Source organism: Pseudomonas sp. PS01270, assembly GCF_029959775.1.
Taxonomy (GTDB): domain Bacteria; phylum Pseudomonadota; class Gammaproteobacteria; order Pseudomonadales; family Pseudomonadaceae; genus Aquipseudomonas; species Aquipseudomonas atacamensis.
Map to the genome: position 1 here is coordinate 1 of NZ_JASCPT010000075.1, position 12892 is coordinate 12892.

Consider the following 12892-nt stretch of genomic DNA (forward strand, 5'->3'; position numbering starts at 1 on the left):
AGCAGTGAAACGATGCATCGCCGATGGTAGTGTGGGGTTTCCCCATGTGAGAGTAGGTCATCGTCAAGATTAAATTCCGAAACCCCAATTGCGAAAGCAGTTGGGGTTTTGTTTTGCCTGCGAGAAAGTTCTTACAAGCTTCGCAGACCTCGTCCGGCTGTCACAGCCGGCCGACAATGCTAAGGTTCTGCCTCGGCTTTAGCGATTTTCCAAGGAATCCATATGTCGGACGCCCAGTCCCTCAACGCTGCATTCATGGTGGTTCAGAGCAACAGTCTCGATGAGCTGCGCAGCCTTGTGGTCAGCATCATGCGGCGCTATCCACTCGCACCCTTGGAGAACGAAATCGCTTTGGTACAAAGCAACGGCATCGCCCAATGGCTCAAACTGGCATTGGCTGAGGATCCCGAAGACGATGACCTTGGCGGTTGCGGGATCGCTGCGGCGATTGACGTGCAACTACCCGGCAGTTTCATGTGGCAGCTGTATCGCATGGTATTGGGACGAGAAGAAATTCCGGCTAAATCCCTGCTCGACAAAGCCCCGCTGACCTGGCGCCTGATGCGCCTCTTGCCAAAGGTAATTGACCGCCCACATTTCGAGCCGCTGCAACGCTTCCTCACCCACGACAGCGATCTGCGTAAGCGCTACCAATTGTCAGAGCGCCTCGCGGACCTGTTCGACCAATATCAAGTTTATCGGGCCGACTGGCTGGAAGATTGGGCGGAAGGCCGCCACCAACTGCGCAATGTGCGAGGTGAAATCAAACCTCTGCCACCGACCAGTTGCTGGCAGGCCGAGTTGTGGCGAGCGCTGCTGGATGACGTCGGCGAACAAGGCATGGCGCAGAGTCGTGCCGGAGTCCATCAACGTTTCATGGAGCGCATCAACACTCTTGATGAGGCACCGGCTTCACTGCCACCGCGTGTGATCGTTTTTGGTATTTCTTCGCTACCCGCGCAGGTACTTGAAGCGCTCGCCGGTCTGGCACGTTTTAGCCAGGTATTGCTTTGCGTACACAACCCCTGTCGCCATCACTGGGCCGATATCGTTGCCGACAAGGATCTGCTGCGACATCAATACAAGCGCCAACAACGCAAAAGCGGGATGCCAGTTGTACTTGATGCCGAGACCCTGCATCAGCACGCACATCCGTTGCTGGCCGCTTGGGGGAAGCAAGGTCGCGACTATATCAACCTGCTCGACAGCTACGACGATCCCAACAGCTACCGCGCAGCCTTTCGTGACGGCCGCATCGACCTGTTCAGCGAAGCCCAGCCCCACAACATGCTTAACCAGCTGCAGGACGACATCCTCGAATTGCGCCCCCTCAATGAGACTCGTGAGCTCTGGCCCGCTGTCGACCTGACGCAGGACCAATCGATCCGGTTTCACATCGCCCACAGTGCCCAGCGCGAAGTCGAAATCCTGCACGATCAACTCCTGGCGCGTTTCAGCGCTGACCCGGCTCTACGCCCACGGGACGTGATCGTGATGGTCCCGGATATCGACAGCTACGCCCCGCATATCCGCGCGGTTTTCGGTCAGCTCGATCGATTTGACCCGCGCTTCATTCCTTTCACTTTGGCGGACCAGGGCCAGCGTGGACGTGATCCGTTGCTAATCGCGGTCGAACATTTGCTCAAATTGCCGGACAGTCGTTTCCCGGTCAGTGAGATCCTCGACCTGCTCGATGTCCCGGCTCTGCGTGCTCGCTTTGGCGTAGAGGAACGTGACCTGCCAACTCTGCACCGCTGGATCGAGGGCGCCGGCGTGCGTTGGGGCATGAGTGCCGAACAACGGGCCGGTCTCGGATTGCCTGAGGAACTGGAGCAGAACAGCTGGCATTTCGGTCTACGCCGAATGCTGCTGGGCTACGCCGTCGGCAGTGCCGATGCATGTGCAGGTATCGAGCCTTACGACGAAATTGGTGGACTTGATGCTGCCCTGATCGGGCCATTGGTGGCGCTGCTGGATGCCTTGGAAATCGCTCATCAGCAACTCACGCAACCGGCTCAACCGAAAGAGTGGGGGCTGCGCTTGCAGGCGCTGATGCAGGTGTTCTTTCAGGCGAGCAACGAGCACGACGACTACCTGCTGACCCAGCTCGAAGAGCTTCGCGAGACCTGGCTGGAGACTTGCGAGGCGGTCGGGCTGACTGACGAACTGCCGCTGACTGTCGTGCGCGAAGCCTGGCTCGCCGGGCTGGATCAGGGCCGTTTGTCGCAACGATTCCTCGCGGGTGCGGTGAATTTCTGCACCTTGATGCCGATGCGTGCCATTCCTTTCAAACTAGTATGTCTGCTGGGCATGAACGACGGCGATTATCCGCGCGCGCAGCCGCCGCTGGACTTCGATCTGATGGGCAGTGATTACCGACCTGGCGACCGCTCACGACGTGAAGACGACCGTTACCTGTTACTTGAAGCGCTGTTATCCGCACGCACTCAGCTCTATATCAGTTGGGTCGGTCACAGCATCCGTGACAACAGCGAACGACCTGCCTCGGTGCTCATCGGCCAGTTGCGCGATCACCTCGCCAGCGGCTGGCGTTCAATCGACCCAAGCCAGGATCTGTTGGACGCGCTGACCGAAGAACATCCCCTGCAACCTTTCAGTGCCCGCTATTTCCACGAAGGCGAGCAACTGTTCAGCTACGCCAGCGAGTGGCAGGTGTTGCATCAAGAGAAAACGCAGCAAAGTGAAGCACCCCTACTCGCGCCATATGTTCAAGAGGAACCGCTGACGCTGGCATTGCTGCAGGACTTTCTGCGTAACCCGGTTCGGCATTTTTTCACCCAGCGTCTCAAGGTCTATTTCGAGGCGGCGCAAGCGCCGTTGGCAGATGAAGAACCTTTCGTGCTGGACGCCCTACAGCGCTACACGCTGAGCGACAGTTTGCTGGAGGCCGCACTCAGTCAGCCGGACGATGTCGATCAGGCACTGCACGCCCGGGCGCTGCGCCTGCAAAACAGTGGTTTGTTGCCGATGGCTGGCTTCGGCGAATGTCTGCAGCGAGAGTTGATCGAACCGCTGCCGGATCTTCTGCAGCGTTATCAACAGTTGCTGACGTTATGGCCGACGCCATTGAGTAGTGCAATCCCGGTCAGTCTCGACTTGCAGGGTTTGCGGCTGGAGGGCTGGCTCGCAAACCTGCATCAACGCGCCGATGGCGGCCTGCTGTCGGTCACGACCATTCCCAATAGCATCGGCTCGATCAAAACTCGCAAGTGGCATCGGCTGACCAAATCGTGGGTTACCCATCTGGTCGCCTGCGCCAGCGAGCATGCGCTGACCACGGCATTGGTCGCCAGTGACGACACGTTGTTGCTTGAGCCAATGGAGCGAGACCGAGCGTTGCGTTTGCTCGGTGACCTGCTTCTTGCGTGGCAATCAGGCATGCGCCAACCCTTGCCGATTGCGATAAAAACCGCGTTCGCCTGGTTGTCTCAAACTGACCCGGTCAAAGCCGAAGCAGCTGCGCGAAAAGCCTATGACGGTGACGGCCAGACCAGCAACGGCGAGCGGCGTGAAAGCCCGGCACTGCTCCGGCAATATCCCGACTTCGATGCATTGTTGGCAGACGAAACCTTCACCGGCTGGTGCGACGCGTTGTACCGCCCATTATTCGAAGCGCCGTGGCGTTCCTTGTCCAGCGAAGGTGCGCGCGCATGAGTACGAAAACACCGTTGGCTCTGGCCTTCCCGTTGCGCGGCAGTCAGTTGATCGAGGCAAGCGCCGGCACCGGCAAAACCTTTACGATCTCGGCACTTTATCTGCGGCTGATTCTCGGTCATGGCGGGGAGACAAGCGGTTTCGCACGCGAACTGCTGCCGCCGCAGATCCTCGTAGTGACGTTTACCGACGCTGCCACCAAAGAGCTGCGTGAACGCATTCGGACACGCTTGGCTGAGGCCGCGCGGTTCTTCCGCGACGAAATTGTTGCCCCGGACGGACTGATTGCCGAGCTGCGCGATCAGTTCGATCCGCAACAATGGCCAGGCTGTGCCAACCGCCTCGATATCGCCGCGCAGTGGATGGACGAAGCCGCCGTCTCGACCATTCACAGCTGGTGTCAGCGCATGCTGCGTGAGCATGCGTTCGACAGTGGCAGCCTGTTCACGCAGTCGCTGGAAACCGATCACAGCGATTTGCTCGGTGAGGTGCTGCGCGATTACTGGCGGTTGTTCTGCTACCCGATGCAGGGCGATGCGCTGAACTGGGTGCGCAGCAATTGGGGTGGCCCCGCAGCGTTGTTGCCTCGCGTACGAGGCTTGTTCGCCAGCGAGCGTGACACCGATGAAGGCAAGGTGCCTGCGGAGCTGATCGCTGAGTGTTTGCTGGAGCGGCGAGCAGCATTGGTCGAACTGAAAGCGCCTTGGCGTGATTGGGCAGACGAACTGCTCGCGCTCTGCCATGAAGGCGTGGCCAGCAAAACCGTCGATGGCCGCAAGATGCAGGCGCGTTATTTCGAGCCCTGGTTCGAGAAACTCAAGACCTGGGCCGAAGACGAGGCGCTTGAGCAACTGGACATTGGCACCGGCTTCACCCGATTGACACCCGATGGCATGGCCGAAGCCTGGAAAGGCCAGGCGCCCAGTCATCCGGGGCTGAACGCCATGTCCGAACTGAAGTCGAGCCTCGACGGATTGCCGACGCCCGATGCCGCTGTTCTGCAACACGCTGCCAAGTGGGTCGGCGCGCGTTTTGAAGAAGAGAAGCGTCGCCGCGCGGAAATGGGGTTCGACGATATGCTGTTGCGTCTGGATGCCGCGCTGCAATCGGAGGGCGGCGAGCGTCTGGCAACGCTGATCCGCGAGCAGTTTCCGGTCGCGCTGATCGACGAATTCCAGGACACCGATCCGGTGCAATACCGCATCTTCGAAAGCATCTACCGCATCGAAGACAATCACCCTGACACCGGCCTGTTCCTGATCGGCGACCCTAAGCAGGCGATCTACGCCTTTCGCGGTGCCGACATCTACACCTACCTGCGCGCACGTCAGGCCACCACCGGCCGCTTGCACACGCTCGGCACCAACTTCCGCTCCAGCCACGGCATGGTGACAGCGGTTAATCACGTATTCGAACGCGCCGAGTCCCGAGAGCAAGGACACGGCGCGTTTTTGTTTCGCGAGAAAACCGGCGAAAACCCGGTACCGTTCCTCCCGGTCGAGGCTCAGGGACGCAAGGAGACGCTGCGGATTGCCGGGCAAAACGTCGCGGCACTTAATGTCTGGCTATTGCCCAGCGATCAGCCGCTGTCCGGCGCGGTCTATCGCCAGCAAATGGCTGCCGCCTGTGCCAGTCAGATCACCGCACTGCTCAATGGCGGGCAAAACGGTAGCGCTGGTTTTGTTCAGGGAGATGACTTCAGAGGTTTGCGTCCTTCGGATATTGCAATCCTCGTCCGCGACGGTAAAGAAGCCCAGGCCGTACGCGCTGAACTCGCCGCCAGAGGGGTGCGCAGTGTTTATCTCTCGGACAAGGATTCGGTGTTCGCCGCGCAAGAGGCGCACGACCTGCTGGCGTGGCTAAAGGCTTGCGCCGAACCCGATGTCGAACGCTCGCTCAAGGCTGCGCTGGCCTGCACCACACTGAACCTGCCGCTGATCGAGCTGGAGCGCCTGAACCAGGATGAAATGGTCTGGGAAGCCCGGGTCATGCAGTTCCGCGGCTATCGAGAGCTCTGGCGCAAGCAGGGTGTGTTGCCGATGTTGCGGCGCCTGCTTCACGACTTCCACCTGCCGCAAACCCTGATGCAGCGCAGTGACGGCGAGCGCGTACTGACCAACCTCTTGCACCTCTCGGAACTGATGCAGCAAGCCGCCGCTGAACTGGACGGCGAGCAAGCGCTGATCCGCCATCTGGCCGAGCTGCTGGCACTGTCCGGTCAGGCCGGTGAAGAGCAGATTCTGCGTCTGGAAAGCGATGAGCAACTGGTCAAAGTGGTGACCATCCACAAATCCAAGGGTCTGGAATATCCGCTGGTGTTCCTGCCATTCATTTGCTCGGCGAAACCGGTGGATGGCAGCCGTTTGCCGCTGCATTACCACGACGTTGCGGGCAAGGCGCAGATCAGCCTCAAGCCGACCCCCGAGTTGATCGCCCTGGCTGACGATGAGCGTCTGGCCGAAGATCTGCGTCTTCTGTATGTCGCATTAACGCGCGCGCAGCATGCCTGCTGGCTGGGCGTCACCGATCTCAAGCGCGGCAATAACAACAGCTCGGTGTTGCATCTGTCGGCGTTGGGTTATTTGCTCGGTGGCGGTGCCGCTTTGGGCGAGTCCAGCGAATTGAATCGCTGGCTGCGGGATCTGCAGCAAGACTGCGCGGCTATTGGCATCGGCGAAATGCCTCAGCCCACTGATGAGCATTACCAGCCGCCGCGCAATGAAGCAGTCCTGCGAGCGACGCTACGGCCCAAGCGCAAAGCCAGTGAAAACTGGTGGATCGCTTCCTATAGCGCTTTGCGCATCAGCGACGTATTGAGCGTCGGCAGCGATGAAGCACCGGACAGCCCTCAGGCGCAAAAGCTCTTTGACGATGAGCGCCTCGACCCCGACGCGCCACGAGAAATCATCAGCGGTGGCGCCGATATCCACCGTTTTCCTCGCGGACCGAATCCCGGCACGTTTTTGCATGGCTTGCTCGAATGGGCGGGTGCTGAAGGTTTTTCGGTTACCCGCGAAGCGCTGGAAGATGCAATTGCCCGGCGTTGCAACCTGCGCGGCTGGCAAGGCTGGATTACCACGCTGACTGACTGGCTGCAACACTTGATCAAGTCGCCGTTGCCGATCGCGGGCGGGCAACCGCCGGTGGTTCTTGAGCAGTTGAAGCAATACCGCGTCGAGATGGAGTTCTGGTTCGCCAGCCACAAAGTCGACGTGCTCAAGCTCGATGAACAGGTGCGCCAGCACACCCACAATGGCGTCGCTCGTGTTGCGGCAGAACCCGTGCAACTCAACGGCATGTTCAAGGGCTTTATCGATCTGACCTTCGAGCACGCAGGCCGTTATTACGTCGCCGATTACAAATCCAACTGGCTCGGCGTGGATGATCAGGCCTACACCGTGCAGGCCATGGAGCAGTCGATCCTCGACAACCGTTACGACCTGCAATACGTACTTTATCTGTTGGCACTGCATCGCCAGTTGAAAGCGCGGCTGGCGGATTACGATTACGACCGCCATGTCGGCGGGGCGCTGTATCTGTTTCTACGCGGTACGCGTGCGGAGAGTCGCGGCGTGTACTTCGTGCGTCCGCCACGGGAATTGATCGAACGCCTCGACCGGATGTTCCAGGGCAAACCCGAACCCAAGTCCGAACCCGCCTGGGAACAGGGAGTCCTGCTATGAGCCGCACATTCGCCGATCTGTTGCCGACGCCGCTGGAAGCGGACAGCCTGTCGAAACTCTCGCCGCTGACCCGCGCCGATGATTTGCTGTTGTTGCTGAGCCGTTGGGTCGAGCGCGGCTGGCTGCGTGCGCTGGACCGCGCCTTTGTCGCTTTCCTGCATGAACTCGAGCCCGAGACCGACCCGTTGGTGCTGCTGGCTGCGGCGTTGACCAGTCACCAGCTCGGCCATGGTCATGTGTGTCTGGATTTGTTCGAAACCCTCAACGCGCCGGATTTTGCATTGTCATTGCCGCCCGAAGGCGATGTGCAGGGCGGTGTGTTGTTGCTGCCCTCGCAATTGCTTGAAACGCTCGATGGAGCTCATTGGTGCAAAGTGCTGGCAAGCAGCTCGCTGGTCGCGCTGGCCGCTGATGCCAGTGAACCAGCGCAGACACGTCCGTTGGTGCTGTCCTCGAAACGCCTGTACCTGCGCCGCTACTGGACCTACGAACGCCGCATCGATGCAGCGTTGCGGCAACGCTTGATGCAACCGGAGCCGACGCCGGATGACCTGCCGCAGCGCCTCAATGGATTGTTCGGCGGCGCGGAACCCGCAGCTGTCATCGATTGGCAAAAACTCGCCTGCGCCATCGCTACGCGCAGCGCCTTCAGCATCATCACTGGCGGCCCGGGCACCGGGAAAACCACTACGGTGGTGCGCTTGCTCGCGTTGCTGCAGGCACCGGCCGTCGAGGCTGGCCATCCGCTGCGCATTCGTCTGGCGGCACCGACCGGCAAGGCCGCTGCGCGTTTGACCGAGTCGATCAGTCAGCAAGTGCAATCACTTCAAGTCGCCGAAGCGGTGCGCGCGGCGATCCCCAGCGATGTGACCACCGTGCACCGTCTGCTCGGCAGTCGACCGGGCACCCGGCATTTCCGTCACCATGCCGGCAACCGCCTGCCGCTGGATGTGCTGGTGGTCGACGAAGCTTCGATGATCGACCTGGAAATGATGGCCAACCTTCTCGACGCCATGCCGGCCCATGCGCGGTTGGTATTGCTGGGCGACAAGGATCAACTGGCCTCGGTCGAGGCCGGTGCGGTGTTGGGCGATCTGTGCCGTGACGCCGAGGGCGGTTGGTACAGCCCGCAGACGCGGCAATGGCTGGAGTCAGTCAGTGGCGAGTCGTTGCAGGGCAGCGGTTTGCATGAAGACCGCGACGGCACCCACCCGCTGGCGCAGCAAGTCGTGATGCTGCGTCACTCGCGCCGTTTCGGCGAGGGCAGTGGCATCGGTCAGCTCGCGCGCCGGGTCAATCAGCAATTGGCCGACGAGGCGCGACAGTTGCTCGCGGCCGGCAGCTACGACGACGTGTATTCGCTGCCGCTCAAAGGCGAACATGATCAGAAGATCGAACGCCTGTTGCTCGAAGGTCACGGCAACGGCCCGCAAGGTTATCGCCATTACCTGAGCGTACTGCGCGATCAGCGTCCACCGTCAACGCGGCCACTTGAGCATGCGGACTGGATAGATTGGGCGCGCGAAGTCTTGCAGGCGTTCGACACATTCCAGTTGCTGTGCGCCGTGCGCAAAGGGCCATGGGGCGTTGAAGGTCTGAACCAGCGCATCACCGCTGCATTGCTCAAGGCGCGTCTGATCGAGAGCGATCAGCAGTGGTATGAAGGTCGGCCGGTGCTGATGACACGCAACGACTATGGTCTGGGCCTGATGAACGGCGACATCGGCATCGCCCTGAAACTGCCCGAGCGTGAAGGCGCAGAGATCGGCAAAACCGTTCTGCGCGTGGCCTTCCCGCGTAACGATGGTCAGGGCGGCGTGCGCTTCGTGTTGCCGAGTCGGCTCAATGATGTTGAAACCGTGTACGCCATGACGGTGCACAAGTCCCAGGGCTCGGAGTTCGCCCATACGGCGCTGATCCTGCCGGATGCGTTGAACCCCGTGCTGACCAAAGAACTGATCTACACCGGAATTACTCGCGCCCGGCACTGGTTCACCTTGATCGAGCCACGTGCCGGCGTGTTTGAGGAAGCGGTGCAGCGCAAGGTCAAGCGTCTGAGCGGGCTGATGCTGGAACTGGAGGAGGGCACCGAGTCTCAGGGATGAAGTGCTGAATGACCGACAACGAATACTGACCAACCGGTCAGAGGCAGGCGCCTCGCTGGTGTTCTGGCGCTGTGCTATCGTTGCGGCATCATTTCGTTACGCTCCAAGAGAATCCCTCCATGAAGGTGGCCGTCTGGGCGACACAGCGTGTGGTGGCCTGCCAGCACGCATTGCTGATCGTTTTGCTCTGGTTGTTCACGGGCAGCGCCATCGCCCAAGCGCAAACCGGGCCGGCCGAGCAACGGGCCAAAGCGGTCACGCAAGTGGTGCTTGGCATCCTCAGCTATGCACGCTGGCCGGTGGAACCGGCGCAATTGCGCCTGTGCATCGTCGGCCCCACCGAATACACCGATGACCTGGTCAAAGGCACCACCCAAGCCACGGGCCGGCCGGTGGCTGTGCGGCGTCTGCTGGCGGACAACCCGGGCATCGTCAGCGAATGCGATGCGGTGTACATCGGCAAGCTCACCGCCGATGAACGCAGTCGCCTGTTTGCATCGTTGATCGGGCATCCGGTGCTGAGCATCAGCGAAGCGGACGATCAATGCACCGTCGGCAGTCTGTTCTGCCTGCGCGTTGGCGATGAACAAGTGTCGTTCGAGGTCAATCTCGACTCCGTGGCTCGCAGTGGTGTGCGCATACACCCCAGCGTGTTGCAGTTGTCCCGTCGCAAAGCGGCGGCGCCATGAAGCTGTTCAGTTGGAAGGCTCGTCCCACGCTGGGCTCGGTCATCGGCCGTGGGCATTTGATCGTCGCGCTGGTGGCGGTGGCGATGGCCAGTGTTTCGCTGACCTTGCTGGGCGTGCTGGCGCTGCGGGTGTATGCCGACCACAACCTGCACTTGATCGCCCGTTCAATCAGCTACACCGTCGAAGCGGCCGTCGTGTTCAATGACAAAGCGGCGGCAACCGAGGCGCTGGCGATCATCGCTTCCACCGAGGAAGTGGCAGATGCCCGAGTGCTCGACGCGCAAGGCCAATTGATCGCGCAATGGCAGCGCGCTGAAACCGGCTTGTTCTCCGAGCTGGAAATGCAGATCACCCGCGCCATTCTGGAAAAACCGGTCAGCCTGCCGATTGAGCATCAGGACCGCGAAATCGGTCGCGTCCTGCTCATCGGCCACGGCGGCAGCCTGATGCGCTTCCTGCTCAGCGGCCTGGCCGGGATTGTGCTGTGCACCGCGATCAGCGCCTGGGTCGCGCTCTATCTGGCGCGGCGGCAGTTGCGCGCGATCATCGGCCCGTTGCACAGCCTCGCCTCCGTCGCCCACGCCGCCCGTAGCGAACGAGCGCTGGATCGGCGCGTGCCGCCGGCGCAAATCGCTGAACTGGATAATCTGGGCAACGACTTCAATGCCTTGCTCGGCGAACTCGAGTCGTGGCAAACCCATCTGCAAAACGAAAACGAAACTCTCGCTCACCAAGCGACCCACGACAGCCTCACCGGTTTGCCCAACCGCGCGTTTTTTGAAGGCCGCTTGATGCGCGCCTTGCGCAACGGCAAAAAACACGATGAGCGGGTCGCCGTGCTGTTTCTCGACAGCGACCGCTTCAAAGGCATCAACGATAACTTCGGCCACGCCTCGGGCGACGCCGTGCTGGTGGCGATCGCCAATCGAGTGCGAGCGCAATTGCGCGAGGATGATCTGGTCGCGCGGCTGGGCGGCGACGAGTTCGCCGTGCTGCTCGCGCCGCTGCACACGGTCGAAGACGCTGAGCACATCGCAGACAAGATTCTCGCCAGCATGGACATGCCGATCACCCTGCCCGGCGACAGCAGTGTGATGTCCTCGCTGAGTATCGGCATCGCCGTCTATCCCGATCATGGCGCCACGCCGGGCGCCTTGCTCAACGCAGCCGACGCGGCGATGTATCAGGCCAAGCGCCTGTCGCGTGGCGCGCAATTCACCGCCGGGTCGGAGCGCCCGGTCGATTCCGTTCACACCAGGAGCTGATGCCCGTGTTCACACTTCCCTTTCGACTGTTTTCCGCATTGCTGCTGATGGCCGCGCTGACCCTGAGCGGTTGCCAGACCGCCCCGCAGAAAGGCCTGACACCGGCGCAGGTTGCCGTGCTCAAACAGCAGGGTTTCGAATTGACCGACGACGGTTGGGAGTTCGGCCTGTCGGGCAAAGTGCTTTTTGGCAGCGATGTCGAAAGCCTGAACGCAGCCAGCACGGAAATCGTCGAACGCATCGGCAAGGCGTTGCTCGGCGTGGGAATCGAGCGGGTGCGCGTCGATGGCCACACCGATGCGTCCGGCAAGGAAACCTACAATCAGCAACTGTCGCTGCGCCGGGCCAGGAGCGTTGCCAACGTCCTCGGCACGGTCGGTATGAAGCCGGAAAACATCCAGCTGCAAGGCCTGGGCAGCAGCGAACCGGTGGCTTCCAACGACACCGCAGCGGGGCGCACGGAAAATCGCCGGGTGTCGATTGTGGTCAGCGCCGATTAATCGGCAAAGCGCATCTCCCGCGTTTCCCCCATCAACAACGCCTGATTGCGCTCAGTCACCTCGCGGATGTAATCCCACAACAAGGTAATCCGCTTCAACTTGCGCAGATCCTCCCGGCAGTACATCCAGAACTGCCGGGTGATGTCGATTTCCTCGGGCAACACCGGCAACAATCGTGGATCCTGTGCGGCGAGAAAGCACGGCAGGATCGCCAGCGAGCGGCCCTGCTGCGCGGCGACGTATTGCGCGATCACGCTGGTGCTGCGCAAGTTTGCGCTGGCGCCGGGCAGCACATTGGCCAGGTAGAGCAGCTCCGAGCTGAACGCCAGGTCGTCCACATAACTGATGAATTGATGCTTGCTCAAGTCGGCCGGGCGGCGGATCGGTGGGTGTTTGTCCAGATAGTCCTGGGTTGCGTACAGCTGCAAACGGTAGTCGCAGAGTTTGCAGCAGACGTACGGCCCGTGCTCCGGCCGCTCGAGGGCGATGACGATGTCGGCCTCGCGCTTGGACAGGCTGATGAAGTGCGGCAGCGGCAGGATGTCCACCGAGATCGCCGGGTAGGCGTCGACGAAATGGCTCAGTTGCGGGGTGATGAAAAAACTGCCGAAGCCTTCGGTGCAGCCCATGCGCACATGGCCGGACAGGGCCACGCCCGAGCCCGAAACCTGCTCGCAGGCCATGTGCAACGTGCTTTCGATCGACTCGGCATAACCGAGCAAGCGCTGGCCTTCGGTAGTCAGGACGAAACCGCTGGTGCGGGACTTTTCGAACAGTAATGTGCCCAGCGCCGCTTCCAGCGAGCTGATCCGTCGCGACACCGTGGTGTAGTCGACAGCCAGGCGTTTGGCGGCGGTGCTGGCCTTCCGGGTGCGGGCGACTTCGAGGAAAAACTTCAGGTCGTCCCAGTTCAGCGAGCCTAGCGAGGTGATGTTTTTTTGCATGATGGTCGGGCTTATATGTGCGTTCTTATTA

At 61.0% G+C, this 12892-nt stretch carries 7 protein-coding genes; 6 read left to right on the plus strand and 1 reads right to left on the minus strand.

From position 1 onward, the window contains the following. Positions 1-222 precede the first annotated feature (222 nt). The 6 genes from recC to QMX86_RS19020 all read left to right on the plus strand — a co-directional run bounded on the left by recC (position 223) and on the right by QMX86_RS19020 (position 11917). Positions 223-3675 (plus strand): exodeoxyribonuclease V subunit gamma, encoded by a 3453-nt coding sequence (gene recC, locus QMX86_RS18995; RefSeq protein ID WP_282385768.1) that lies wholly within the window; start codon positions 223-225, stop codon positions 3673-3675. Further along, complete coding sequence (recB, locus tag QMX86_RS19000; RefSeq protein ID WP_282385770.1) at positions 3672-7358, plus strand: exodeoxyribonuclease V subunit beta; 3687 nt, start codon at positions 3672-3674, stop codon at positions 7356-7358. The genes recC and recB overlap by 4 nt, the downstream gene beginning before the upstream one ends. Continuing rightward, positions 7355-9463, plus strand: a complete 2109-nt coding sequence (recD, locus tag QMX86_RS19005; protein WP_282385772.1) for an exodeoxyribonuclease V subunit alpha — start codon at positions 7355-7357, stop codon at positions 9461-9463. Before recB ends, recD begins: the two co-directional genes overlap by 4 nt. 119 nt (positions 9464-9582) lie before the next feature. Next, positions 9583-10152: a YfiR family protein gene (locus QMX86_RS19010; protein ID WP_024011482.1), complete on the plus strand. Its 570-nt coding sequence runs from the start codon at positions 9583-9585 to the stop codon at positions 10150-10152. Beyond that, the gene (locus QMX86_RS19015; RefSeq protein WP_282385774.1) at positions 10149-11417 is read left to right on the plus strand and encodes a diguanylate cyclase; all 1269 of its coding nucleotides are present in this window, start codon (positions 10149-10151) and stop codon (positions 11415-11417) included. The genes QMX86_RS19010 and QMX86_RS19015 overlap by 4 nt, the downstream gene beginning before the upstream one ends. After that, positions 11417-11917, plus strand: a complete 501-nt coding sequence (locus QMX86_RS19020; RefSeq protein WP_273528781.1) for an OmpA family protein — start codon at positions 11417-11419, stop codon at positions 11915-11917. The genes QMX86_RS19015 and QMX86_RS19020 overlap by 1 nt, the downstream gene beginning before the upstream one ends. Here QMX86_RS19020 and QMX86_RS19025 read toward each other — a convergent pair. Then, positions 11914-12861 (minus strand): LysR family transcriptional regulator, encoded by a 948-nt coding sequence (locus tag QMX86_RS19025; RefSeq protein WP_016771799.1) that lies wholly within the window; start codon positions 12859-12861, stop codon positions 11914-11916. The genes QMX86_RS19020 and QMX86_RS19025 overlap by 4 nt on opposite strands. Positions 12862-12892 lie beyond the last annotated feature (31 nt).